General features: G+C 48.2%; 21 protein-coding genes. 20 read left to right on the top strand and 1 reads right to left on the bottom strand.

Features of this window, described 5'->3' with window-relative positions; genetic code table 11:
- Window positions 1–78: 78 nt before the first annotated feature.
- From GJB61_RS05775 to GJB61_RS05700, 16 genes are all read left to right on the top strand, one after another.
- Window positions 79–1,251, top strand: a complete 1,173-nt coding sequence (locus GJB61_RS05775) for a M20 family metallopeptidase (protein WP_154117520.1) — start codon at window positions 79–81, stop codon at window positions 1,249–1,251.
- Window positions 1,252–1,319: 68 nt separating this feature from the next.
- Entirely contained in the window at window positions 1,320–1,751 is a 432-nt protein-coding gene (locus GJB61_RS05770; RefSeq protein WP_154117519.1) for a CBS domain-containing protein, read from the top strand.
- Window positions 1,752–1,865: 114 nt separating this feature from the next.
- Window positions 1,866–3,593, top strand: a complete 1,728-nt coding sequence (locus tag GJB61_RS05765) for a DNA repair helicase XPB (RefSeq protein WP_154117518.1) — start codon at window positions 1,866–1,868, stop codon at window positions 3,591–3,593.
- Window positions 3,590–5,470, top strand: a complete 1,881-nt coding sequence (locus tag GJB61_RS05760) for a helicase-associated domain-containing protein (protein ID WP_154117517.1) — start codon at window positions 3,590–3,592, stop codon at window positions 5,468–5,470. Before GJB61_RS05765 ends, GJB61_RS05760 begins: the two co-directional genes overlap by 4 nt.
- Window positions 5,471–5,544: 74 nt before the next feature.
- Window positions 5,545–5,982 (top strand): YlbF/YmcA family competence regulator, encoded by a 438-nt coding sequence (locus GJB61_RS05755; protein WP_154117516.1) that lies wholly within the window; start codon window positions 5,545–5,547, stop codon window positions 5,980–5,982.
- A gap of 40 nt (window positions 5,983–6,022) precedes the next feature.
- Window positions 6,023–6,286 (top strand): YlbG family protein, encoded by a 264-nt coding sequence (locus GJB61_RS05750; RefSeq protein WP_154117515.1) that lies wholly within the window; start codon window positions 6,023–6,025, stop codon window positions 6,284–6,286.
- A 540-nt stretch (window positions 6,287–6,826) separates the two neighbouring features.
- Window positions 6,827–7,693 carry an EAL domain-containing protein gene (locus GJB61_RS05745; protein WP_154117514.1) on the top strand — a complete coding sequence of 289 codons (867 nt, stop codon included), beginning with the start codon at window positions 6,827–6,829 and terminating at the stop codon, window positions 7,691–7,693.
- A 42-nt stretch (window positions 7,694–7,735) separates the two neighbouring features.
- Window positions 7,736–8,731 (top strand): GGDEF domain-containing protein, encoded by a 996-nt coding sequence (locus tag GJB61_RS05740; protein WP_229521496.1) that lies wholly within the window; start codon window positions 7,736–7,738, stop codon window positions 8,729–8,731.
- Between the two features lie 296 nt (window positions 8,732–9,027).
- Complete coding sequence (locus GJB61_RS05735) at window positions 9,028–10,548, top strand: ethanolamine ammonia-lyase reactivating factor EutA (RefSeq protein ID WP_154117513.1); 1,521 nt, start codon at window positions 9,028–9,030, stop codon at window positions 10,546–10,548.
- A complete protein-coding gene (locus GJB61_RS05730) occupies window positions 10,548–11,903 on the top strand; it encodes an ethanolamine ammonia-lyase subunit EutB (RefSeq protein ID WP_154117512.1) in 1,356 nt (451 codons plus the stop codon). Before GJB61_RS05735 ends, GJB61_RS05730 begins: the two co-directional genes overlap by 1 nt.
- A gap of 16 nt (window positions 11,904–11,919) precedes the next feature.
- Entirely contained in the window at window positions 11,920–12,630 is a 711-nt protein-coding gene (gene eutC / locus GJB61_RS05725; protein WP_154117511.1) for an ethanolamine ammonia-lyase subunit EutC, read from the top strand.
- A 186-nt stretch (window positions 12,631–12,816) separates the two neighbouring features.
- Entirely contained in the window at window positions 12,817–14,403 is a 1,587-nt protein-coding gene (locus GJB61_RS05720; protein WP_154118138.1) for an amino acid permease, read from the top strand.
- Window positions 14,404–14,552: 149 nt separating this feature from the next.
- Window positions 14,553–14,990 carry a hypothetical protein gene (locus tag GJB61_RS05715; RefSeq protein ID WP_154117510.1) on the top strand — a complete coding sequence of 146 codons (438 nt, stop codon included), beginning with the start codon at window positions 14,553–14,555 and terminating at the stop codon, window positions 14,988–14,990.
- Between the two features lie 95 nt (window positions 14,991–15,085).
- Window positions 15,086–15,988, top strand: a complete 903-nt coding sequence (locus GJB61_RS05710) for a selenium metabolism-associated LysR family transcriptional regulator (protein ID WP_154117509.1) — start codon at window positions 15,086–15,088, stop codon at window positions 15,986–15,988.
- Window positions 15,985–16,554: a GNAT family N-acetyltransferase gene (locus GJB61_RS05705; RefSeq protein ID WP_154117508.1), complete on the top strand. Its 570-nt coding sequence runs from the start codon at window positions 15,985–15,987 to the stop codon at window positions 16,552–16,554. Before GJB61_RS05710 ends, GJB61_RS05705 begins: the two co-directional genes overlap by 4 nt.
- Before the next feature lie 21 nt (window positions 16,555–16,575).
- Complete coding sequence (locus GJB61_RS05700; RefSeq protein ID WP_154117507.1) at window positions 16,576–17,427, top strand: PHP domain-containing protein; 852 nt, start codon at window positions 16,576–16,578, stop codon at window positions 17,425–17,427.
- Between the two features lie 73 nt (window positions 17,428–17,500).
- Here GJB61_RS05700 and GJB61_RS05695 read toward each other — a convergent pair whose 3' ends face one another.
- Window positions 17,501–19,384, bottom strand: coding sequence for an Rqc2 family fibronectin-binding protein (locus GJB61_RS05695; RefSeq protein ID WP_154117506.1), 1,884 nt, complete (start codon window positions 19,382–19,384; stop codon window positions 17,501–17,503).
- Window positions 19,385–19,578: 194 nt separating this feature from the next.
- On the opposite strand from GJB61_RS05695, the gene GJB61_RS05690 reads away from it, so the two are divergent.
- From GJB61_RS05690 to GJB61_RS05675, 4 genes are all read left to right on the top strand, one after another.
- Window positions 19,579–22,392, top strand: a complete 2,814-nt coding sequence (locus GJB61_RS05690; protein ID WP_154117505.1) for a calcium-translocating P-type ATPase, SERCA-type — start codon at window positions 19,579–19,581, stop codon at window positions 22,390–22,392.
- Window positions 22,393–22,478: 86 nt separating this feature from the next.
- The gene (dapF, locus tag GJB61_RS05685) at window positions 22,479–23,315 is read left to right on the top strand and encodes a diaminopimelate epimerase (protein ID WP_154117504.1); all 837 of its coding nucleotides are present in this window, start codon (window positions 22,479–22,481) and stop codon (window positions 23,313–23,315) included.
- A 157-nt stretch (window positions 23,316–23,472) separates the two neighbouring features.
- The gene (locus GJB61_RS05680) at window positions 23,473–23,946 is read left to right on the top strand and encodes a MarR family transcriptional regulator (protein ID WP_154117503.1); all 474 of its coding nucleotides are present in this window, start codon (window positions 23,473–23,475) and stop codon (window positions 23,944–23,946) included.
- Between the two features lie 151 nt (window positions 23,947–24,097).
- Entirely contained in the window at window positions 24,098–25,333 is a 1,236-nt protein-coding gene (locus tag GJB61_RS05675) for an MFS transporter (RefSeq protein WP_154117502.1), read from the top strand.
- Window positions 25,334–25,517 lie beyond the last annotated feature (184 nt).

The following is a 25,517-nucleotide window of genomic DNA, read 5'->3' as shown; positions in this document are numbered from 1 at the left end:
CGTTTCTGCTACAATAAAAGAAATATAGCTGTACTAGCTGCCGAAGCGGGTTACGTAAGAGAAAGGGATGGAAGAGGTATGGAGAAGTTACCGGTTGAATTACTGCTGCCAGATATGGTGAAATGGCGCCGCCATCTGCATCGACATCCGGAGTTGTCTTATCTGGAGAAGGAGACTTCGGCCTATGTAGCAGATAAGCTGGTTGATTTGGGAATTGAAGTTAAGAGAAGTACTGCCGGATACGGTGTTACAGGGATATTGCGGGGCATGAAGCCGGGAAAGACGGTTGTTCTGCGGGCGGATATGGACGCTTTGCCCATCCTAGAAGAAACACAAAGCGATTATGTTTCGCAAAATGACGGAGCTATGCATGCCTGCGGCCACGATGGTCATACGTCGATGCTGCTGGGCGCAGCGGCGTACTACAGCAGTCGCCGAGATGAACTGGAAGGAGAGATCCGCTTTCTCTTTCAGCCAGCTGAAGAGGTGTGTCCTGGAGGTGCGCTGGGTATGATCGGTGAAGGAGTGCTGGAGAATGCCGATGCCGTGTATGGCCTGCATCTCTGGACTCCGCTTCCGATCGGTACGGTAGGCAGTGCGCCAGGTCCATTAATGGCTTCGGCCGATGAGTTTTTCATTGATATAATCGGCAAAGGCGGACATGCCGGCATGCCGCATCGTACGATCGACAGCATTGTGGCCGGGGCGGCCCTCGTGACACAGCTTCAGAGCATTGTGAGCCGATCTGTTGACCCGCTGCAGCCTGCAGTATTAAGTATAGGGACTATACAAGGCGGGTTCGCCCAGAACGTTGTGGCCGAGCAATGCCGAATAACTGGAACGGTACGGGCTTTCAATGAGGAGACCCGTTATCTGATCCGGCGCAGAATCGAAGAGATCGCTACTTCAATAGCTGGTGCATATGGCACCGAGGTGAAGATAGACTATTTAATGGGATATCCTCCTCTTGTAAATGATGAAAGTGAGTACCAACGCTTTTTCGATGTGGCTCCGCAAGCGCTAGGGGAATCCGTTCAGGTCATCTTAATGGAGAGGCTGATGCCGGCAGAGGATTTTGCTTATTATGTAAAGAGTATCCCAGGCTGCTTTATGTTCGTAGGAGCGGGGAACCCGGATAAAGGGGCTGACTACCCACATCATCACAGCCGATTTGATTTTGACGAGGACGCTATGCTGCATGGAGTGAAGTTACTGATTGCGATGGCGGATTCCTGTCTAAAGGATAAGTAAACGTATAAATTGTTTGGTTTAGGAGAACCTACTTCTGAAACATGGAGATCATGACAGGAGGGTTCAACTTGAAGACGGTTAAAGAGGTTATGACCACCGATACTGTAACGGTTACATTGCAGGATAATATTTTTGAGGCTGCTATCAAAATGAGGGATAATGATACTGGGTTTATTCCAGTAATTGATTCTAACGACAGCAAGCAATTGCTCGGTGTGATTACAGACCGTGATCTTGTTATTAGAGGGTACGCAGACAAGCATGCCGGTTCCACATCGGTGCAGACAATCATGAGTACTGATATTCGTGCCGTCTCAGAAAATACCTCTGTAGATGAAGCTGCAGAGCTTATGGCTGCGGGTCAGATCCGCCGGCTGCCGGTGACAAATGGCAAGAAATTGATCGGGATCGTCTCGATTGGTGATCTCGCGGTGCGTAATATTTTTGCCGATGAGGCTGGAGAAGCGCTGAGTGGAATCTCACAGCAGCATTTGCATTAACAATATGAATGGGTGAAGCTCATGTCCGTGGTTATCCGGGTGTGGGCTTTTTCCTGCTACTCAGCAGCAGCTTGAAATAAAGGTACATAGCTCACTAAGCAAGGAGAGGAATCTATGGACGAAACAGGAGCTTGTATTATTCGCAGAGACCGGACTGTTTTACTGGAATGTGCTCACCCGGGCTTTGAGGCTGCCAGGCAGCTTCTGGCCTCTTTTGCTGAGCTTATAAAAAGCCCACCTGCCTATCACACTTACAGGATCACTCCATTGTCGCTCTGGAATGCCGCAGCGCTTGGTTACAAGGCGGAATATATTATAGCTAGTCTTAGAGCTATTACCCGTTGGGATATACCTGCTGGTGTTATAGAAGAGATTTCACTTCTCATGTCCAGGTATGGCAGATTGACACTGCATGCCCATGAAAGCGAATCTGAGCTGATTACCATCCGCGCGGATACTTCGGAGCAGCTGGATGAATTGGAGAAGCACCCTGGCTTATATGAAGCTGGACTGCGAAGATGCGGACCTGTAGAATGCGTGTGCAACAAAGCCTTCCGCGGTCAACTGAAGCAGGAACTGACAAGACTGGGTTACCCCATTATGGATTATGCAGGCTATCATGAGGGGCAAACTCTTACTATTGCCTGGAAAGTGCCTGAATACAGCCTGAATGACGAGAGAGAAATAGACGTGGAAGCAAGAAGCATCTTTGGCCTTAGAGAATATCAGTTGGAGGCCGTTCAACGTTTTCAGGGGACGGGCGGTACCGGAGGGAGTGGAGTTGTCGTTCTGCCTTGCGGAGCAGGCAAGACGGTTGTAGGCATAGCTGTTCTGGAAAGCCTCCAATGTGAAACACTGATTCTCACCTCAAGCACAACCTCTGTCCGGCAATGGATGAATGAGCTACTGCAGCGGACAAATCTGAAAGGTGAGGCGATCGGTGAGTACTCTGGTGAGAAAAGACAGGTGCGGCCGGTGACCGTAGCCACCTATCAGATTTTGACCCATCGTCGTACGAAGGGTGGTCCCTTTGTTCATATGAATTTGTTCAACGAACGAAACTGGGGTCTCATCATCTATGATGAAGTTCATTTGCTGCCGGCACCGGTATTCAGGGCCACTGCGGATATTCAGGCTACACGCCGTCTAGGGCTTACAGCTACTCTTGTCAGAGAGGATGGCCGGGAAGAAGATGTGTTCTCCTTAATCGGACCTAAACGCTACGATCTGCCCTGGAAGGTACTGGAGAAGCAGGGCTGGATCGCCACCGTCGAGTGTATAGAGATGACTGTGCCTATGAATCTGGGGTTAAGGCGAAAATATATGTATGCAGAGAACAAAGAAAAGTTCCGTCTAGCCGCTGGGAACCCTGGCAAAATCGATGTTGTGTTACAGCTACTGGAAGCACATCGCGGTTCCTCCGTTCTAGTGATTGGTCAGTATCTGGACCAACTGAGCCAATTGGCTGAAACCATCGATGCGCCTTTGATCACAGGTAAAACCTCAGAGCAGGTGAGAGGTGAACTATATGCGGCTTTTAATGCTAGGAGATTGCAAGTGCTGATCGTATCTAAAGTGGCCAATTTTGCGCTGGACTTGCCGGATGCTTCGGTTGCCATAGAAGTCTCGGGTGCCTTTGGCTCACGACAGGAGGAAGCCCAGCGGTTAGGACGCATTCTGCGCCCGAAGCCGGGGGAGAATAAGGCGTATTTTTATACGCTGGTGACCGGAGACAGCCGTGAACAAGATTTTGCTTGGCGCCGCAGGATGTTTCTGACGGAACAAGGCTACCAGTACGAGGTGAGAATTGTGGAACCAAGTGAGGAGGAGGGCATCCTTTGAAACAGCTTACACAGGAAGCACACGAGGTATTAAGACGGATCTGTATAGCCTATGCAGCGAAACCTTTTGAAGCAGGGAAGGAAGAACGGCTGCGGCCGCCCAATCTTTGTCGCGCAGAGCAGCGGCTTGCCATAAATGAATTATTAAATGCCGGTATGCTGGAAGTAAGGCAGAATATATGGGGTGAGAAGCTCTATCAAATCCCAGTGGAACGGCTACCCTTGCTTCAAGGTGGCTTTTTTTCGTATCATCCGCAGTTTATAGAAGGGCATGAAGTAAAGCTGACTATGGAGGCAGGTACGGGGTTGACCGGAGATTTATTTCGGGCGCTTCTGTATATTGCGCGGGAAGGGCTGCCCTTAACATCTAAAGGTAGCATTCACAAAAGGAATATAGGTCGTCTGACCGCACGGCTGTCTTGTCAAGAAAGTCATCTCCAGGGACTGTTCATTTCATCTTCTTATCTAGAAATATATCCAGCACCCACGGCAGTAATAGTGGATTTAATGCTGTATCTCGGTCTTATAAGTGAGCATGGTGCAGCGTATGAACTGGAGATGGAAGCCTTGCAGCAGTGGTTTAATCTTCCGGAGTCAGGGATGGCAGCGATTCTGTATACTATCGTAATTAATCGCTATGGAAGCTCTGAGCCAGCTGATCAGCATTTCCGGTACCTGATATCCAGCTCTCAATTCCAGCCGCAAAAGTGGACAGCACTTTCAAAGATACTGGACTGGATGGTGGCTAACCAGTTGGCCGCAGCGGAGACCCGTGCGGAGTTGGAATTGTCCAGTTTGGCCTGGTTGCGAATCATGGCTGGCTTTGGTTGGTGTGAACTCGGCGATGAACCGAATGGGGGGCTCTGTTTCCGCTGGAGCGCAGCGAAGCCTCGACTGATTGATGAAACCAGTGATTTCCATGACTTAAATGTTCAAGTACCCTCCCCAACCCCAATGTTTATTGTGCAGCCGGATTTTGAGGTGCTGGTTCCACCGGAGGTGCCTTATGCTATCCGCTGGACCTTGGCCGGCTGTGCCGAACTGCTGCAAAGTGATATCTTGTGGAGCTTCCGTCTGACCCGTGAGCGACTGGAATCCGCTGCCGAGCAAGGAATATCGCCGGAGGAAGCTATTTCCTGGCTAAATGCTCATGCTTTGGGCCAACTCCCTGCAGAGGTGGAATACGCTCTGAAGCAATGGGGCAGAGGATTCGGCCGGACGTTGTTGGCAGAGGTTATTCTGCTTTCTTGCCGCAGTGAGGAAGACGGGAATGCCATAGCTGCCCATCCTCGGCTGCAGGAGAACCTCATTCGCCTTGGCCCCTGTCACTTTAGTGTAAAGGCGGAAGGTCTAGAGCAGGTGCGCAGGGAGTTGACCGCGGCCGGTATGGCCCCGCCCCGCTCTATTACTGGGCGGGAGGAGGTGACTGCGGCAGATAAAGTATTTTTTTACCAGCGCAGTTCAGAGTCTCCAACGGTATATACCCTACCAATATCGCATTCCAAGCGGGGACTCTTCTGCACAGGAAGCCCTGATCATTATCAGCAACCTGCGCTGCTAAAATCACAAGAGGAGAGTTTGCCGGGAATTGAGAGTGTGACGACGATTTGGAGCAAAGAATGGCGTCATTATCACAGTACAACTGCGCAGAAGATTATGGAACAGGGACTAAGCTGGGGCATTAAGGTTCATCTGTCCCTTCAGGGAGAGAATTGTGATTTCATTCCTTTGCAGGTAAGTGGTAACCCGTGGAGAGTGCGAGGGAATAAGTTGTCGCTCACAACAGAGGAAGTCGAGGAAATAGAGCTTACTACAGAGGATTGGAAGGAGATGAGGCTCGTTATTCCCAGCGCCTGGAGAAATTCCTCTTCTGCTTGAGCAACTGGTTATGTTATGATAAGAAAGTCTAATGCCAAGGGCAGAACACTAACTAAAGAAGAGAGTTGAAGTTCATGAGCGTAGCGGAAATGAATACGGTCGATATGGCCGAAGTGCTGACATACGCCTATGAATTAGGCGACATGATTAATCAATCCGCAGAAGTGTCGGATTACCTATACTGGAAAGGGCGAGTTGATGCGAACCCCGAAATTCAGACGATGATTAAACGGCTTCAAAGCAAGAAGGAGCTGTTCGAGGAGACGCAGCGGTTTGGACACTTTCACCCGAACTATCACTCGGCCAAAGACGAGGTTTCAGCTGTAGAAACAGAGATGGAGCAGTTCGAAGAGGTTATCCGCTTCAAGCAGGCGGAGAAGACACTGGACGATATCCTGTTCTCCATGTCAGAAACCATTGCTTTTTCAGTATCGGAGAACATTAAGGTTCCAAGTAATAATCCTTCGCCTAAAGGCGGATGCGGCAGCGGTGGCTCATGCTCTTGCGGATAAGCTGCTCCTAGTAGTTAGAGAAAGAAAGGCGGATTAGCTTATGTTTGCGGAACGCACAGGATATATCATTTGGGTTAGTGACGTCAAGGCGGCGCGCAATCTGGAGAAATACGGAACATTGCATTATGTTTCCCGGAAGATGCATTACGCGGTTATGTACGTGAATGCAGAACGTGCCGAGGAAGTAATGAAGAATGTCCGCAGACTCTCTTATGTGCGCAAGATTGAAAGATCTTACCGCAACGAAATAAAGACAGAGTACACCAGCAACGGACCGGACAAGACACAATATTACGGTTTATAAAGTATAAATAAGGGGTAAGGGGCTGTCTCCAAGTAGAATTTTTTGCGAATGAGATAGCTTCTTGCACTTTGAAGCTGTAAAAGCTAACAAAAACGAGTCAGTCTCCAGGTTACTGGAGACTGACTCGTTTTTGTTTTCGATCCATAATTGGCCTTCGAGAGTCACTCAAAGCAGGAGACGCCGGTACAACGGTTGTTCTTCGGTTGGCAAAATACACTTTCCGCTTCAGTCATTCTGCTCCTTTTGAGAGGGTTAGTGTGATTTTAGAGGATTGTAGAAACTTTTTCTACTCAAAGCAGCGGAGAGGACGGAACGATTGTGGAAAAGCGTTAGCGGTCGCCTTGCTCTCCGGATTTTCACCGCTAAGGGAAATAAATAAAATCTGGAGAGCACAGCGATTGGAACAACGGTCCGTTCGCGGAGCGTCCACATCGAGTATCAAGCCGATCTTACTCAATTTTATCGCGCGTTAATATTTCTTGTGTATGCTGGGGGAGAGAGTGGCAGAATCTCAAGATAATAGGCCTATTGGGAGAGAGAATGGACAAACAATTGCAGATGTATAAGAAAATATTCGTGCTCCCTCAATACCTTCAACATCTGAATGGTAGAATGCGGAGCGAATTCAAAGAGCTGAAGAGACTGGACGAGCTATTGAACATTGTGGATAAAGGATTGCTAGATACTTACTTCCAGCCGATCCTTCAACTGCAGAGCGGGCTAACGATCGGACATGAGGCGCTGAACAGACCTCCAGTTACCCCGCAGTTTCCAACAACAGAGCAATTTTATGAGTTCGCTGGACGAACCGAACAGATGTTCAGATTTGAGAAATACTGCCGCCGGATGTCGCTCACTCGTTATGTGGAGAGACTGCCCAAATCGGCGACTGGTGAAGACAAGCTTATTTTTATAAATGTGCATCCCGGCGTGCTGGATGATTCACGACACAAAAGCGGAGAAACGCTGGAGCTTCTAAGAGAGCTCGGAGTATCTCCCTCCCGCGTGGTCTTCGAGCTGACGGAGCGGCAAGCCGTACATGACTACGTAAGCTTTGAGCGGGTGTTATCCCATTATCGTGAGCAGGGCTTCCGGATCGCGGTTGACGATGCGGGTTCTGGTTATAACAGTCTGAAGACCTTGGTGTATTTAAAACCGGAATTTATTAAGCTGGACAAGTCTCTGATTCGTGGGATTGGCGGCAATTCAGAGCAGCAGGAATTGCTTGAACTGATTAAAGAGTACGCTGCACGTGCAGCAACGAAGGTGATTGCCGAGGGTATCGAGACGGTAGAGGAGCTTTCTTTTTTACAGAAGGCAGGTATTGATTATGGTCAGGGTTATGCTCTGGGCAGGCCTATCTTTCGACCGCAGGATGGATCTATCAAACAGAGTGGTATGAATTAGAGCGTTATTTTACAGGGTGTACAAGTCACGCAGGAAGGGGTTATGAGCATGCTTCTCCAAATCGGAGAGATTGCGGAGCAAATTCCGCAAATCCCCCCCAACAGCAAATGCGAATTCGTAGATCATATTTTTAAAAGCAATCCTCAACTTCAGGGAGTGGTCGTCTCAGACAACGGCTATCCGGTCGCGCTTATTATGCGAATAAGGTTCTATCAGCAGATTGGGACCTTGTATGGGTTTACCCTGTTTATGGGGAGATCTGTAGAGTTGTTAATGGATAAGGACCCGCTTGTAGTTCCGTACAAAACACCTATTACTGAGGTGAGCAAGCTTGCAATGAACCGGAAGGAGGAGAACTTGTATGACTACGTGATTGTTACGCATGAGGATCAGTTCTTTGGCACCGTAAGCGTGCGCGATCTGCTGCTGAATTTTGCCGAGATACAAGCGCTGGCTGCGAGCTTCCTGAATCCGTTAACGGGGCTGCCGGGAAATCTGAGCATCAATGAATATTTGGTCAAGTCGCTGCTTCAGGATCAATTCAGTGTGTTATATATTGACCTTGACCATTTCAAAGCGTACAACGATACTTATGGATTTAAAGAGGGTGACCGGATGATTCAGTCCACAGCAGAGATATTAAAGCATTGCACACTGCGGCTGGGTGGGTTTCTGGGGCACATCGGTGGAGATGATTTCATTGTTTTTCTGAGCGATTATAACTATTTGGAAAGCTGTGAGACCATGCTTAGGGAATTCGATGCTGCGATAAAAGGATTTTATCTCGAGCAGCATCTGCAGCAGCAATATGTTCTCACCGAGAGCCGTTCTGGAGCTGTTGAAGAAATTCCGCTGGTCTCTCTGTCCATCGCCGTCGTGACCAATCGATTGCGGAAGTTCGATTCAATAGAGGACATATCCGGAGAAGCGGCACGAATCAAGAAAAGATGCAAAATGATCAAAGGCAGCTGCTACATAGATGATGCAAAACAAGGAAAAGAAAATGAAGGAATAAGAATGGTGACGAGAGGCTGCTAAAGATAAGATATATGACATAATGGAATATTGAAGTTTGTATTATACTTAAAAGTTGATTGTGTGTCATGTAATGTGACTCATCGTAACAATTTCGTTAATGAAATGAGAATTGTGTGGAAACTATATTGACAATTAGCTGCCATTATTTTACGATTGCTTCAAAAGAGCAACATCATGCCAGTTATCGACAAGAGAATATAGCTTAAGGCGAAGACACTTTATGAGCCATGCATACGGAATTACATGCAGGCGGGTAAGGTGTCTTTTTATGAATTAGAAGCATCTATAGGTGGTACATGGGAGGTGAAGGCATAGATTCTGCCAAGTGGATTACCAGTGTAGGTATTGATCTCGGAACCAGCACGACTAAATGTGTATTCAGCAGGCTTAAGATTGAGCGGCGGAATGGTCTATCCATGCTTCCGCAGTTTCATATTACCGACAGGATACTGAGTTATGAAAGTCCAATGCACCAGACCCCTTTTAGGAATGAAACAGAGATCGATATCTCTGCTCTTGAAATCATTATTTCTGGTGAATACCAGAAGGCTGAGCTTCGACCTTCTGATGTGGATACGGGAGCTGTCATTATTACCGGCGAGACGGCGGTGAAGCTAAATGCGGACTCCATAGTCCATGGACTGGCCAAACAAGCAGGAGCATTTGTAGTGGCCGAGGCAGGCGGGGATTTGGAGGCTATTCTGGCCGGAAAAGGTTCGGGAGCAGAAGCCCGATCGATCTTGACGCAGGGAATGGTAGTCAATATAGATATCGGGGGAGGCACAGCGAATGCGGCTTTTTTCGAGCGAGGCAGCTGCAAGAGAACGCTCAATTTCCATATTGGCGGTCGACTTATCATGCTGGACAGTGCGGGGACTATAACTAAAGTATATCCCGCTGTGCAGGATTGGCTGGTTAACGAAGGCTTCCACTTGAATAAAGGGGGAGTCACATCCATGGATGAACTGCGAAAAATCACCCATTGCTGGAGTGAAATGTTGTTCAGTACGCTGATGAATCCGCTTGATTCTGAGAGCTGTCCCCTGATTTATGGAGAGCGGAATGGAGCTTTGACTTCCTCCGAAAATATTGCGGAGGTGTGGATCTCTGGAGGTGTGGGACGATTGATGGAACAGGCTTCGCCTCGCACGATGGAGGAAGCTGCAGGTTATGGAGATATTGGCCCGCTGCTGGCCGAGGCCTTGAAGAAAGCGGGGAGCGCCTATCCATTTCGATTGCAGGTCCCTCCCGGCGCTCAAAGGGCAACTGTTATCGGAGCGGGTGTGCATACTACGGTGTTAAGCGGATCAACCGTGTTTGTGGACCCTCATTTGCTGCCTCTGCACAATATTCCAGTTGTGAAACTGAAATGGCCAGCGGGTGACCTATCGAGGCTGGCTGGAATTCAGCCAGCTGTTGAAGCAGTTTTTGCTGAGGGGATAAGGAAATTTGGCAAGCTCGGTAAACCACCTTTTGCGATCGTACTCCCGGCTGTACCTTATTATTCCTATCCTGTCATCCGCGAAATTGCTGCAGCGATTGTAGACGTAAGCACAGCATCTATGCAGCCAGAGAATCCCGAAATGTTTCTGGTGATTATCTGTGAGGATGATGCAGCTAAAGCGATGGGGAATTGTATTCATGTGTTGAGTGCGGGAAAGCTGCGCTGTATTTGCCTGGATCAGATTAGTGTGGAGCATGGTGATTATATCGACATAGGGAAGCCCGTAGCAGAGGAATGTATTCCAGTTGCTATCAAGACTTTGGTCTTCTCTGCCTTGAGAGAACTTCGCGATAATGAAAGGGAACAATGCTGATGAAACTTACGGTCACCTATCTTGGAGAGAGTTATCGCTTCCATAATCTAAAGGAGCTGTTCGCGAAGGCGAATGAAGAAAAGTCTGGAGATCAGCTCGCTGAAATTGCTGCAGAGAATGCTCGAGAGCGGATGGCAGCCAAGCTTGTGCTCGCTGAGCTTACTTTGGCTGAGATCCGCAACCACCCGCTACTGCCCCCGGAAGAGGACGAGGTAACCCGAGTGATTGAGGAAGGCATTGATGAGGCCATATATGAAAAAATCCGCAACTGGAGTGTAGGAGAGCTCAGGGAACAGCTCCTCTCCCAGGGGGAAGATGAGGTTCGGTCTATTGGCAGGGGACTTAGCAGTGAGATGGCTGCGGCGGTAACAAAGATCATGTCCAATCTGGATCTGATTCAGGCTGCATCCAAATGTGAAGTGCTCAGCCATTGCAACACAACTCTCGGACAGCGGGGAAGGTTAGGCAGCAGAGCGCAGCCCAATCATCCTACAGATGATCTGCAGGGTGTCAGAGCTTCCATTTACGAAGCACTCAGCTACGGAATGGGAGATGCAGTCATCGGCATAAACCCGGTTATCGACACTACGGACAATATCGTTCGACTGTTTCATGAAACGATGGATGTCATTCACAAGTGGGGTGTTCCGACACAGAACAGCGTCCTGGCTCATGTAACGACTCAGATGAGAGCTATCCGCAAAGGGGCTCCAGCAGATCTAATCTTTCAGAGCTTGGCTGGAACAGAGCGTGGGAATGAGTCCTTTGGAGTGAACCTGAGTCTGCTGGAGGAAGCCGATCAGCTGATTCGGGAGGAGGGGACTGCGAAAGGGAGCAACCGCTGGTATTTTGAAACAGGCCAAGGCTCCGAGTTATCCTCAAATGCACATCATGGAATTGACCAGCTCACCCTAGAATCCCGTTGCTATGGACTTGCCAAACGGTTCAAGCCGTTTCTGGTAAATACGGTAGTCGGATTTATAGGGCCTGAATACTTGTATGACAGCAAGCAGGTGATTCGTGCCGGGCTCGAGGATCATTTCATGGGGAAGATCCAGGGGCTGCCGATGGGAGTGGACGTCTGTTATACAAACCACATGAAAGCAGACCAGAATGATATGGATAATTTAGCTGTACTACTGGCTACGGCAGGTGTGAATTTCTTAATAGGCGTCCCGATGGCTGACGATTGCATGCTGAATTATCAATCGCTCAGCTATCATGACATTGCTACCCTAAGGGAATTGTTACGTTTGAAATCCGGGAATGAGTTTAGTGATTGGGCAGAAAAGCTGGGGATATTACAAAATGGGCGACTGACGGCCCTTGCTGGTGATCCTACCCTATTTATGTGAAGGAGGCTCTTAGGAAATGACTTTGCAGCATACAGAGGAATTGGAACAACTCAAGCGTTCAACACCAGCTAGAATTGGCACCGGTAGAGCTGGAAGCCGTCCTACAACCAGAGAACTGCTTAAGCTTCGCTGCGATCATGCGGCGGCAGTCGATACGGTTTATGGCAGGGTCAGCCAGGCATTGCTGGATGAGCTAGGGTTATTTTCAGTAGAGTCGAGTGCGGGTGACAAGGAAATATACCTGAGGCGTCCGGATTTGGGGAGGGTCCTGCCGGAGAGCAGTATTCAGAATATTCGCCTGCGATGTATCCATGAGCCTAAGGTGCAGGTTGTCATCTCGGATGGATTAAGTGCCAATGCCATTGAGCACAACCTCCGGGATGTTTATCCAGCATTATTAGACTCATTGCAGGTACACGGTTTAACGTGCGGAACTCCGTTTTTTGTCCAGAATGGCAGGGTAGGCTGTATGAATGCCATTGGCGATATTCTTCAACCAGAGGTAATTGTATTATTTATCGGAGAGCGTCCAGGACTTCTAACTTCCCATTCCATGAGTGCCTATCTCTGCTACAAGCCCCGTTCGGGAATGACCGATTCCAACCGTATGGTTGTCTCGAATATCCATCAAGGCGGCACTCCACCTGTGGAGGCAGGTGCTCATTTGGGAACCTTGATTGCCAGGATGCTGAAGCAGAAAATTAGCGGTGTTGAACTTCTGCTCTGAAAATACGGATGGAGGTGAAGAAGATGATTCTGGGAATTGTATTTGTAATAGTGCCTTGTGCTGTAATTCTGGGTATAACCGTAACAGTAAACAGGAATATACGAGAATTTGATGAATCCAGCCATGAGAGCTTTTTAGGTTAGGTAGTTAGGGGAGGATAACAATTTTGGAGGGAAGATGACCATTATGAATCAGACTAAGGATGATCAACTACTGCTCGACAAAAAGGAATTGAACAAATTCGGCTATGCCCAGGAGCTGCTGCGAAGCATGGGTGGGTTCTCCAACTTTGCGATATCCTTCTCCATTATTTCAATTCTGACGGGAGCGATTTCCCTATATGGGCATGGTCTAACCTATGGTGGGCCGGGGATGATGGGATATGGTTGGCCACTGGTAGCTTTGTTCGTGCTGCTGATCGCAGCAGCTCTAGCAGAGCTTGCTTCGGCAATTCCTACCGCAGGAGCGCTGTACCACTGGGCGTCCGTCCTTGCCAATAAACGTTGGGGCTGGTATACGGCTTGGATTAATCTGATCGGGCAGATCGGTATCGTCGCAGGCATAGATTATTCCGCAGCCTTGTTCGCCGATCCTCTATTGTCAGACGTATTTGGTTATACCTCTACAGATACAACCATTCTTATTACTTTTGTTGTGATCTTGCTCAGCCACGGGATCTGCAATCATGTTGGCATCCGTATGGTTGCCAAGTTGAATGATTTCTCGGCCTGGTATCATATTATTATCGCCGCTGGTCTGGTGGTTACGCTGGCCTTCTTCACCAAATCTGATCTTCAGCCGGTCAGCTACTTGTTTAAGGTAGGGGAAACCTTCTCCGACAAGCCGTATGCTTTAGCCTTTCTAATTGGGCTCCTGCAAGCGCAGTGGACCTTTACTGGTTATGATGCATCTGCCCATACGATTGAAGAGACGGTTAATCCGCGGATTCGTGCTCCCTGGGGTATCTTCACCTCGGTGGCGTATTCGTTTGTCTTCGGATTTATTATGTTGGCATTTGTGACATTGTCCATTAAGGATGCGGGTGCTGCAACAGCAGCAGATAATGCTTTCATTTATGTGATCAGCGAGGCACTCGGCGGCACCTTTGGCAAGGTGATTCTGTGGTTGATTACACTGGCAATGTGGTTCTGCGGTCTTTCCTCGATTACGTCCTTCTCCAGAATGATGTATGCCTTCTCCAGAATGATGTATGCCTTCTCCAGAGATAAAGGCATGCCGTTTAGTAAGCACTGGGCCGAAATCTCCAAGAAATACCGCACGCCGGCTAAAGCGATCTGGCTGTCCGTGACCCTATCCTTTTTGCTGGCCTTTATCGATTATATAATTAAAATGATCAATCCGGATGCCACCTACGGGACACTTATATTTCTTACCGCAGTCAGTGTGGTTGGTTTGTATGTTGCCTATGGAATTCCAATATTTCTGAAGCTGCTGGCTCAGCGAAAAGGGACGTTCCAACCCAAGCACTTGGGACCGTGGAATCTGGGCAAGTACAGCACCATTATCTCTGTACTTTCGTTAATATGGATCATATTTATCAGTATTGTGATGATGATTCCACCCAATGAGAATGCAGCTTACGCGATGATCGGCATGATGGTTATATTGGTCATAATGGATTTTTCCTATTACCGTAATCATTTTGAAGGGCCCCAAGCTGCTCTTCGAACTTCTAAGGCGGATTTGCAGAAGCGAGAACGTGAACTTGAATTAAGCTCCGGTCTAGGAACTGGCTCGACCACATCCATATAATTGCATACATACTGAATAAATGTGAATTTCCCCTTGCCTGACTTATGGGTAGGGGTATTTTTTGCGGAGGTGCACAAGCTTGTACAACTTTCGGCAATGAGGTAAGATTGACAACAATAAGTGCATGCATACGGTGGGGTGTGATGAGGATGCGTGACCATGGAATGGAATGGCTGGGTACGTTTGAACCCTTCCATATCCTGTTGAATGACTATAGGGTTGCAAATATTGTTATAACGGATTTTGCGAGAAGCCGCTACGTGGAACGGATTAGCGCTGAAAGCCGTACTGACGGAGAAATCGTCGCCTGGATATGGCAATGCTTAAAGCAGAAGCGGATCCAGTCCTATTCGCATAGTGAGCAGAATGCTTACTTGATTGACGAGGATTTGGTGATGATCGCAGAATTCACGGAGCTACCAGGCGAGACGAATCTCTCTGGCTATCCGCTCTACACGTTGACCGTTGTTTCGTTTCTTGGCAAAGTTTCAGTGACTCCCCAACTGCGGGATTTGAAATCTTATTATTCGCTGCTGCGGCACTCACGGCGCTTGAAGTTGATTAAGCGGAGACGCAGACGCAAATAGTATCATCAGTAGTAGGCATGCGGCAGGAAGCTGCATGTCCTTTTATTTATTTCTGGGTAATCAAGTATTGGCCTCAAATAAGGAGTGGCATAAGCATGAACTTTCATCAGCTGCATATATTTTATACCGTTTCAGAGCGGGGAAGCTTCTCAGCAGCAGCCCAAACACTGCATATGACGCAGCCGGCAGTCACGATGCAGGTGCAGGCGCTGGAGGACTATTTTGGAACCAAGCTATTCAACCGCACCACTAAAAAGATTCTGCTATCCGAAGCAGGCCAAATGCTTATGCCTTATGCGCAGCGCAGTATTGAGCTGATGCGTGAGACAGATCAGGCCATGTCAGCTTTTACCCATATGCTGGGGGGACGTCTGCAGCTTGGGGCTAGCTTGACAATCGGCGAGTATGTGCTGCCGCGATTACTGGGTCCTTTTGGCAAGGAATATCCTAATATCTCCATTATGATGAAGGTAATGAATACCTCGCAGATCATGGAGGAGATACATAAGCATCAACTGAACTTTGGCTTGATTGAGGCTCCGGTGACGCACCCTGATATGGTCATTGAACCTGTTATGGGGGATGAGCTAAAGCTGATCGTGCCCCGGGACCACCCGCTTGCGGCTAAACATGAAGTGACCTTGGAAGAGGCGCTGCAGCATCCGTTTATTCTGCGTGAGCAGGGCTCGGGTACGCGCAGCGTCATGGAAGAACAAATACTGGCTAAAGGACTTGACCTGGCGTCTATGCGAATTGTGATGGAGCTGGGCAGTACAGGAGCCGTGAAATCAGCGGTGGAGGCAGGTCTGGGGATTACGATGATTTCGACTTCTTCTGTTAAGCACGAGGTAACGTTGGGGCTTCTGAAAATAGTGAATATCTCAGACGCGTCCTTAAAAAGACAGTTTTACGCCATCCATCTGAAGTCCACATTGCTGCCGATCTCAGCCGTAACGTTTCTTACGTTTTTGCGCCAGCATTCTCTGGATAGCTTATGAAGATATTATTGAGTGGAGAAAAGGTTGTGCTACGCGACATTACGGAAGCTGACATCCGCAAATTGTATTACTACTATCATGAAGCTGATGATCGGGAGCATTTGAACTGGAATGGGCCCTATAAGCCCCTGAGTTCTGTGAGTTATGAAGAGTTCGCTATAGAATATCGGGAAGATGTCGAACTTACGAATTCAGATGCACCAAGCCGTTGTCTGATGGTCGAGATAGACGGTGAACTAAAAGGTAAGGTAGGCCGATATTGGGTCGCTAAAGAAACCAACTGGTTCGAGATCGGAATTGTTATTTGTGACTCGCGTTATTGGTCAGGGGGATATGGTACAGAAGCTTTCCGGATGTGGATGGAATATTTATTTGAATCTATGGATACTGTTCGGCTCGGAATAGGCACATGGTCCGGTAATGTAAGAATGATGAAGCTGGCAGCAAAATGCGGTATGGTAGAAGAGGCGCGTGTTCGTAAAGCGCGAATTGTTCGCGGCCAGTATTATGATGCGATCAAGATGGGCATTCTCCGCGGGGAATGGGAGTTAGCTCAGAACTTATAAATTAGGGAATGGGTGGAATGAATGGAGAAGGAAATAGATCAATCCGTGCGATGTGACCTGCATACACATACACAAGCTTCGGACGGAATGCTGCCACCAGCGGACAATGTTCGCATTGCGGCTGAGAAAGGTCTTGCGGCTGTAGCCATTACGGATCATGATACCGTTGCAGGTATTGCCGAAGCGCAAGAAGCCGGAAGAAAATATGGGATTACGGTAGTCCCTGGTGTTGAAATCAGCACACGTGCAGGCGGCAAGGATATCCATGTACTTGGTTATTATATGGATACTACCAATGCTCTATTTCTGTCCCGACTCGAAGGGCTGAGAGATACCCGTTCACAGCGGAATGAAGAAATTGTCCGCAAATTACAGAATCTGGGTATTGATATTACTCTGGAAAAAGTTATAGCAGGTATGGGACGTGAGCTGAAGCCGGATGAGAGTGTTGGGCGGCCACATATCGCAGATGAACTGGTGCGGCTGGGAGCAGCGACAGACATGCGGGACGCTTTTAACAAGTATCTGGCTGAAGGCGCTGCGGCTTTCGTATTGCCACCACGCATTACGCCGGAGGAAGCCTGTCAATGGATTATTGAAGCCGGAGGCGCTCCGGTATTGGCACATCCCGGTTTATACGGGGATGATGAACTAGTGCGAGGCATACTTGAACGGAGTGCATTGCGGGGAATTGAGGTCTATCATTCGGATCACGGACCTGCCGAGGAAGAAAGATATCTTCTTATGGCTGCGGAATATGGCCTTATCGTTACCGGAGGCTCGGACTTTCACGGTGCGCGTCAAGGTGTGATTTTCCACGGGGATATCGGTAGTGTAACGGTCTCAGCCGATGTGCTGGAGAAATTAAAGTAATCCTAACTCAAAAACCTCCAAACCTTTGACGTTCTCATCAGAGGTTTGGAGGTTTTTTAATATTTTTGTGGATTTAGTTTTTTAAAATATTCGGAAGACTCTTAATCCGATCCTCATCCGGGGTGACGAACAAAGTCTTTTGATGATCGTAGATCACAAACCCCGGTTTGGAGCCACTCGGTTTGCGTACATGGCGAATCAGGGTGCAGTCTACCGGTACGCTGCTCGATTGTTTGGCTTGACTGTAGTAGGCAGCAAGCTGAGCGGCTTCTTCCAACGTAGCATCACCGAACTCCTCGCTGCGAATGACAACATGCGAGCCTGGAATGTCCTTGGTATGCAGCCAGGTATCATTTGGAGAAGCGAGTCGATTGGTGACGTATTCGTTCTGCAGATTGTTTTTGCCGACATAGATGTCAACACCTTCGGATGAAGTAAACACCTGCAGGGTAGGACGGGCCGCAGCTTTTTTCTTCTTTTTACCTTTTTTGCTGCGATCACGCAAATATCCTTGACCCACAAGCTCATCGCGGATTTCCTCAATATCATTCAAAGAGGCGTGGGCAAGCTGCTGCTGCAGACTTTCCATATAGGCGATTTCCTCATGCGTTTTGATCAGTTGCTCATCAATGACAAGCAGACTGTTTTTATATTTATTGTATTTTTTGAAATAACGTTGAGCATTGTCTGAGGGACCCAGCAGCGGGTCAAGCGGGACGATCATTTCGGCCTGGTGCTCATCATAGTAATTGATCAGGCTGGCTTGCTTATCTCCTTTGGATACCTTGTGCAGGGAGGCAAATAGCAGCTCGCCCCAAATTCGGAAGCGGTCGGCATCTTGAGCCTCATCCAGATCCTTTTGCAGATTGGCGAGTTTCTTGATATTTTTGCTCCGTTCGTTGCCGAGGAAACGAATCAGGTCACTTACCCGTTGTTTCACAGTATCCCGTTCAGCTTTGTCCCCGTAGTAATCTTCCATGCAGAGGCTGATTGTACTATACTTCTTCACATTTTCTTCCAGTAGCGTTAATGGAATCGCTGAGAAAATCATCTTCCCCTTGTGATTAGTACCTGCTGCAGGTGCGAAGTGGAACTCACGTACAGGTCCCATTACAGAATCAAAGGCCTTCCATAATCGTACTGAATCTGCTTCTCCGCTCACCAATGCGTGATCTTGATCCCCGGAGTTTCTGTAGCGCAAGATGATTTCTCCAGCCACGAGTGGACTCATTCCGCTAAAAGCATGCACCATCCAGCCCATAGGATCAGCAGAGGGTGCAGGACCACCAGAGCCATCGGCCTTCTGTTCTTCCAGAACCTTGAGCAGGCCTGCGAGTTCACCCTCAATAGGCTCCTCGACTTCAACCTCGTCCGGGACCAGCAGAGCATTTTCTTCGGCAGCCGTAATGAGCTGTAGAAAATCTTTTTTGCCAAGTTCCAGCGGATTCAGTTTGTGCTGCTGTGGCGGTTCTGTGTAAGCAACTCCAGGCATTACAACCCGATAGCTGCTGATTGAGGGGGTTACATGGTGAATCCCGTCCACAATAGTGCCGGTAGCCAGATCCGTGAGGATGATATTGCTGTGCCGGCCCATGAGCTCGATAATGATCTTTTTGGCGGAGAAGTCACCAAGCTCATCTCTGCTCTTGACGTTTATATGAATAATGCGTTCCATCCCCACTTGGGTGATGCTCTCAATAGCCCCACCTTCGCAGTGTTTGCGCATCAGCATGCAGAACATTGGCGCGTCAGAAGGGTTGATGCTGCTTCTATCCGTAAGATGCAGACGCGGATAGGTCGGGTTAGCCGAGAGCAGCAGCTTGCCGCCTCCGCCGGAGCCGCGAAGTGTGAAAATAAGGTCGTGGGAGTTTGGTTGATATATTTTGCCTATACGCGCACCTATAAATGGTTGCAGTTCGTGCACGATAGCTCGGGTAACAATGCCGTCCAATGCCATGATAAAGTTCTCCTGTCGCCATAAAATTGAATTCTTTCCTCTCTATGATGCCACACTTTAGGACATTCGTGCAAAAGGAGCCGCTTTGTTGCGGTGATATTTCTGGACGACCCTGAATACATTGGTCAAGAACAGGTGGAAAAGCTGTGTGCCGCCCTGAAGTCAAGAAACGACCGGGAGGGGAAATAATAGTTATGGAACAGAACAGTTGGCACCGGCTCGGTGCAGAGGAACTGCAGAGAATGTTCAGCGTTCATCTGCAGAAGGGCCTTAGCGGAGAGGATGCTGCGGAGAGACGTAAGCAGAGTGGGCAGAATGAGCTGTCAGAAGGAAAGACGGTATCTCCGTTTACTTTGCTGCTGAACCAGTTCAAAGATTTTATGGTGCTAGTGCTCATGGGAGCAACACTGGTCTCCGGCTTGCTTGGCGAATATTTGGATGCCATCACGATTATCGCCATTATCCTGCTGAATGGAGCGCTCGGATTTGTCCAGGAATTTCGCGCTGAACGTTCGCTCAGGGCATTGAAGCAACTCTCGGCACCTACTGCCAAGGTCATACGTGATGGAAAAAGCGAGATCCTGCCAGCTAAAATGCTGGTGCCTGGTGATATTGTTCTACTGGAAAGCGGTGACCGAATTCCGGCAGATGTGCGCTGGCTGGAATGCAGTGCGCTGTATGCGGAGGAGTCCGCGCTGACCGGTGAATCTCTGCCCGTGTCCAAGCATTCCGAGCCTATCCATGCCGAAGAAATTCCGCTGGGTGATCAGAAAAATATCGGCTTTATGGGGACTATGGTGACTCGGGGTACCGGGCGGGCCATTGTTGTCCGTACCGGGATGGATACAGAGATGGGCAAAATTGCCGATCTGATCCAGAATACCGAGTCGCAGGAGACACCGTTGCAGCATAGGCTGGAACAGCTTGGCAAGATCCTGATCTATGTATCGCTCGGATTGACTATTGTGGTTGTTGCAGCGGGTATCCTGCACGGACAGCCTGCTACAGCCATGTTTCTGGCTGGTGTGAGTCTTGCGGTGGCTGCGATTCCCGAGGGGTTACCGGCCATAGTTACCATTGCGTTGGCCTTGGGTGTGCAGCGGATGATCAAACGCAAGGCGATCGTTCGCAAGCTGCCTTCTGTTGAAACCCTTGGCTGCGCCTCCGTGATCTGCTCTGACAAGACCGGCACCCTCACGCAGAATAAAATGACCGTAACCCGCTTGTGGACGGGCGGACGCGCGCTTGCGGTGACGGGAGAAGGATATGCTCCGGCCGGACAAATTCTGGAAAAGGGCAGGGCGGTAGACCTCAAGCATGACCAAAGTCTGCGGCGGATGCTGCAAGTGGGCGCTCTGTGCAACAATGCAGAAATCATCGAGACCTTTCCCTCGGAATTGCGCGGAAAACGTAAGGGTAAGGATAAGGTTAATGAATTGGATAAAGGGCCGGTCACCCCTTCCGTATGGGAGCTGAAAGGTGATCCAACGGAAGGAGCATTGGTGGCATTGTCTGCCAAAATGGGCTTGACCTCGCAATCGCTTGCGGTCTCTTATTCTCGGGAGAAGGAATTTCCCTTCGATTCGGAGCGGAAACTCATGTCAGTTGTTGTTGGGCATCCCGGTGGCCGGATGCTCTGCACGAAAGGAGCACCTGATGTGCTGCTAAGCCGCTGCACTTATATGCTCTGGGATGGCGGAGTTGTACCTTGTACACCTACTTTGCGGCAAAGGGTACTGGATGCCAACGAGGAATTGGCCTCTGGCGCATTGCGGGTCCTTGGCATGGCCTATCGCGATATGCGTCCGAACGAGTCAGCGAACAGCGAGAAGGAAGCGGAAAGCCAACTGATCTTTATCGGTCTGGCGGGCATGATTGATCCGCCGCGGCGTGAAGTGCGTGATGCGATCAGCGTTACGCGGCGGGCGGGCATCAAGACAGTGATGATCACCGGAGATCACGGTGCCACTGCTGAAGCGATCGCCCATCAGCTGGGGATTTTGCAGCGGGGAGGAACAGTGCTTACAGGCAGCCAGTTGACCCGGATGGATGATGATGAGCTTGATAAGGTTTCAGATAATGTGTACGTGTATGCCCGCGTTTCTCCTGAACATAAACTGCGGATCGTCAAGTCATTACAGCGCCATGGTCATGTAGTGGCAATGACCGGAGATGGCGTGAACGATGCTCCGGCGATTAAAGCGGCGGATATCGGAATCTCGATGGGGATCACCGGTACGGATGTCACCAAGGAGGCCTCATCACTCATCTTGGGAGATGATAATTTCTCCACTATAGTGGCGGCCATTGAAGAAGGTCGAAATATCTATGAGAATATCCGTAAATTTATTCGTTATCTGCTGGCCTCCAATGTCGGAGAAATATTGACGATGTTCTTTGCCATGATGCTGGGTCTGCCGCTGCCGCTAGTGCCCATTCAGATCCTGTGGGTTAACCTCGTCACGGATGGACTTCCGGCAATGGCGCTCGGTGTAGATCAGCCTGAGAAGGATCTAATGGAGCACAAGCCTCGCGGAGCTAAGGAAAATATTTTTGCCCGCCGGTTAGGTTGGAAGATTGTCAGTCGCGGGCTGCTGATTGGCCTGTGTACGTTGATCGCTTTCTGGCTCACGCTGCGGATTGCACCAGGGAATCCGGCACAGCTGGTCCGTGCGCAGTCGGTTGCTTTTGCCACACTGGTTATGGCCCAGTTGATTCATGTGTTTGATTGCCGGAGCTCCCGTTCGGTGTTCCACCGCAACCCATTCCAGAATAAGTATCTGGTGCTCGCTGTGTTATCGTCCGTGCTGCTCATGTTGGCGGTGATGTATCTGCCGCTGCTCCAGCCGGTATTCAAAACCGTACCTCTGAATTTCCGCGAGTGGTGTCTCGTATTGGTATCTTCTGGTATTCCAACTTTCTTGATGGGAGCGGGAAGTGTCTGGGGCGGCAATCGGAAGCGGAGCCGCAACCGGCCAATGATAAAAAGTACAAAAATTTCGGCATAAAGTCAATAGCATTGCCCCACTCCTTAAGGTATGCTTGATGCAGTTAACAGCTCGTATACTAAGAAATTTTAGGAGTGGACATCTCAATGGAATTCACAAAAATGCATGGCCTTGGCAATGATTTTATCGTCGTCTATGGCGAGCAGGAGCTTCCAAGCAATGCTGCAGAGCTTGCAGTCAACTTGTGCAACCGGTATTTCGGCATCGGAGCGGATGGCCTGGTCTACATTCTGCCGTCAGTGCGTGGAGATTATATGATGCGCATAATGAACTCCGATGGTTCGGAGGCGGAACAGTGTGGGAACGCGATCCGTTGTGTATCCAAATATGTGTATGAGCAAGGACTTGTCAGTTCAGAGCAGATTGTTATTGAAACGATTGGCGCTGGGGAGCAGAAGGTGACCCTAAATGTGAAAGACGGTGTAGTGGAAACCGTTACGGTCGATATGGGCGAGCCTGTATTGTCGGGTCTGCAGATTCCGGTGGCGATAGATGCGGAGCATGTTGTGGATCAACCCATTGAAGCGGAGGGTACAGAATTTAAGTTCACTGCGGTATCCATGGGTAATCCACACTGTGTAATTTATGTTGATGATGCTGTATCCTTTGATCTCACAACTTGGGGACCGAAACTTGAGGTTCATCCTTTATTTCCGCGAAAAGTTAACGTTGAATTCGCCACTGTGCTGGACCGTGGTCATGTTAATATGCGTGTCTGGGAACGTGGAGCCGGACCAACGCTTGCTTGCGGAACTGGAGCTTGTGCAACCCTGGTTTCATCCGTGCTTAACGGTCTGACCGATCGTTCGGCTTGGATCAGCCTGAAGGGCGGCGATCTCTTTATTGAATGGAACGAGGAAGACAATCATGTGTATATGACCGGCCCTGCACAGGCTGTATATACGGGCAATGTGATTTTATAAGATACAGCCTATTTTAAAATGTATAAAAGAGCAATGCAGGAGCTGTACCTCAAAGTGGATTATTCACTTTGAGGTACAACTTTTTTAAATATTGTTGAAAAAGCAACAAAAATTCGATATAATATTGTTAATGCACTAACGGTTGGGAGAACAAGCCATGAACAAAGAAGAACAGGTCTTAATGGGTTTCAGGGACTTATATAACAAGCTGGTTTGGCTTAATAAGGATAAGATGGAAGACAGTCTTAAGGGTTATAAGTCTTCTGAAGTACATTGCATCGAATACATTGAAAAAAATATAGATTCCAACGTGACAAAACTTGCGGAGTCCTTTTATATGACCCGCGGTGCCATAAGTAAAATGACTAAGAAGCTCATGGAAAAAGGTCTTGTCGAAAGTTACCAGAAGCCGGATAACAAGAAAGAAATCTATTTTAGGCTTACTGAACAAGGGAAAGTAATTTATAAAATCCATGAGGAACTGCACAAAGAGTTTCAAGAGCGAGATAAAGCCGTATTTGAGCAAGTAACCGAGGTACAATTTGACAGTGTGCTTAGATTCGTGGATACGTATAGTAGGCATTTAGATGCAGAAATAAAGAAACACGGTATAGATATGAAGTCAGAATAAATTTGAATAATGACAATGAAACCACAGGCAGCCGGGCTCTATTGAGAACGGCTGCCTTTTTATCACCATTATTTTGTTGACAAGGAAACAAAGCGATGATACGATAATTATGTTTCCTGGGAATCGAAATGAATGTTGAGGAGAGTATTAAATGTCCATATCTAAATCACACAATAAACAGAACACAGAACAAACCGTAGAAAGACACGCTTTAATATTCGGTCTTATCTCTGTGTTTCTTTGCGGGATAGGCTTCACTATCGTTATGCCTGTCATCCCATTCTTAGTGCAGCCTTATACAAGCAATCCGGGAGAACAAGCAATAGTTGTAACGCTGCTGACCTCTGTTTATGCACTCTGCGTGTTTTTTGCAGCCCCCGTACTTGGAGCTTTGAGTGACAAATATGGCCGTCGTCCATTGCTTTTAGTATGCCTTTTAGGTTCCGCAATCGGGTACGTAGTTTTTGGCATAGGAGGAGCTCTATGGGTCCTATTTGCTGGACGCATAATAGAAGGTATAACAGGCGGTAGCATAGGCACGATCTTCGCCTATTTTGCAGACATCATTCCTCCAGAACAGAGAACCAAATACTTTGGATGGGTGAGTGCGGTTGTAGGTGTAGGCACCGTCATTGGTCCAACTCTAGGCGGATTGCTTTCCAAGTTTGGTTATTCTGTACCCCTGTATTTTGGAGCAATAATAACTTTGTTGAATGTTGGTTATGGATTCTTTTTTATGCCTGAGAGCCTTGCCAAGAAAAATAGACTGAAAGAGATTACCTTTGCAAGACTGAATCCATTTATACAGCTTGTAAACCTACTTTCCATGAAAAACTTAAACCGGCTGCTTATCTCAGCGTTCTTAATTTGGATACCGGGCGGATCTTTGCAGGCAGTTTTCTCACAATTGACTATGGATAATTTCAGTTGGAAGCCTGCACTAATTGGACTTATGTTTTCAATCATGGGCGTCCAAGACATCATTTCACAAGGTTTAATAATGCCAAAGCTGTTGAAAAAACTAAGTGATAAACAGATAGCCATTCTTGGTATGGTTTCCGAGATTATAGGCTACAGTCTTATTGCAGCATCGACTTTATTCTCATTCTATCCTCTGTTTATCGCTGGAATGTTTATATTTGGTTTTGGTGATTCGATCTTTGGGCCTACATTTAATGGGATGCTCTCCAAGTCTGTAGATTCTAGTGAACAAGGAAGGATTCAAGGAGGTAGCCAATCTATTCAGGCTTTAGCAAGAATGATTGGGCCTATCATTGGAGGCCAAATCTATGTATCACTCGGGTCTGCCGCACCCGCTTTTATGGGTATGATTCTTATAACAGCGGCAATACCCGTTTTATATAAGAGGACGCATGTAAATATATAAACTACCTACTTTCTTTAGGCAAGTATCCACTTTCATTGTCCTTCTTCATCAAAGAATGGGACGACGAAGCCGTTTCTTCTTAGTGAAATTGCGATTGATAAATTCATTATAAAATGGAATTATGAAGAAAAATGTTTTAATTTGTCGAAGAATGTCAAAAAAGCCACACACATTTCCGTTGATT

The sequence above is a fragment of the Paenibacillus monticola genome, assembly GCF_009664975.1.
Classification (GTDB): Bacteria; Bacillota; Bacilli; order Paenibacillales; family Paenibacillaceae; genus Paenibacillus_AQ; species Paenibacillus_AQ monticola.
This window is presented reverse-complemented; position numbering and strand designations above follow the sequence as displayed.

Coding starts and splice junctions, on each gene's coding strand:
- GJB61_RS05715 (WP_154117510.1), top strand. CDS start 14,553: ATGCGTGACCATGGAATGGAATGGCTGGGTACGTTTGAACCCTTCCAT.
- GJB61_RS05675 (WP_154117502.1), top strand. CDS start 24,098: ATGTCCATATCTAAATCACACAATAAACAGAACACAGAACAAACCGTA.
- GJB61_RS05740 (WP_229521496.1), top strand. CDS start 7,736: ATGAGCATGCTTCTCCAAATCGGAGAGATTGCGGAGCAAATTCCGCAA.
- GJB61_RS05730 (WP_154117512.1), top strand. CDS start 10,548: ATGAAACTTACGGTCACCTATCTTGGAGAGAGTTATCGCTTCCATAAT.
- eutC (WP_154117511.1), top strand. CDS start 11,920: ATGACTTTGCAGCATACAGAGGAATTGGAACAACTCAAGCGTTCAACA.
- GJB61_RS05735 (WP_154117513.1), top strand. CDS start 9,028: ATGGGAGGTGAAGGCATAGATTCTGCCAAGTGGATTACCAGTGTAGGT.
- GJB61_RS05695 (WP_154117506.1), bottom strand. CDS start 19,384: ATGGCATTGGACGGCATTGTTACCCGAGCTATCGTGCACGAACTGCAA.
- GJB61_RS05705 (WP_154117508.1), top strand. CDS start 15,985: ATGAAGATATTATTGAGTGGAGAAAAGGTTGTGCTACGCGACATTACG.
- GJB61_RS05750 (WP_154117515.1), top strand. CDS start 6,023: ATGTTTGCGGAACGCACAGGATATATCATTTGGGTTAGTGACGTCAAG.
- GJB61_RS05775 (WP_154117520.1), top strand. CDS start 79: ATGGAGAAGTTACCGGTTGAATTACTGCTGCCAGATATGGTGAAATGG.
- GJB61_RS05765 (WP_154117518.1), top strand. CDS start 1,866: ATGGACGAAACAGGAGCTTGTATTATTCGCAGAGACCGGACTGTTTTA.
- GJB61_RS05755 (WP_154117516.1), top strand. CDS start 5,545: ATGAGCGTAGCGGAAATGAATACGGTCGATATGGCCGAAGTGCTGACA.
- dapF (WP_154117504.1), top strand. CDS start 22,479: ATGGAATTCACAAAAATGCATGGCCTTGGCAATGATTTTATCGTCGTC.
- GJB61_RS05720 (WP_154118138.1), top strand. CDS start 12,817: ATGAATCAGACTAAGGATGATCAACTACTGCTCGACAAAAAGGAATTG.
- GJB61_RS05680 (WP_154117503.1), top strand. CDS start 23,473: ATGAACAAAGAAGAACAGGTCTTAATGGGTTTCAGGGACTTATATAAC.
- GJB61_RS05745 (WP_154117514.1), top strand. CDS start 6,827: ATGGACAAACAATTGCAGATGTATAAGAAAATATTCGTGCTCCCTCAA.
- GJB61_RS05700 (WP_154117507.1), top strand. CDS start 16,576: ATGGAGAAGGAAATAGATCAATCCGTGCGATGTGACCTGCATACACAT.
- GJB61_RS05690 (WP_154117505.1), top strand. CDS start 19,579: ATGGAACAGAACAGTTGGCACCGGCTCGGTGCAGAGGAACTGCAGAGA.
- GJB61_RS05710 (WP_154117509.1), top strand. CDS start 15,086: ATGAACTTTCATCAGCTGCATATATTTTATACCGTTTCAGAGCGGGGA.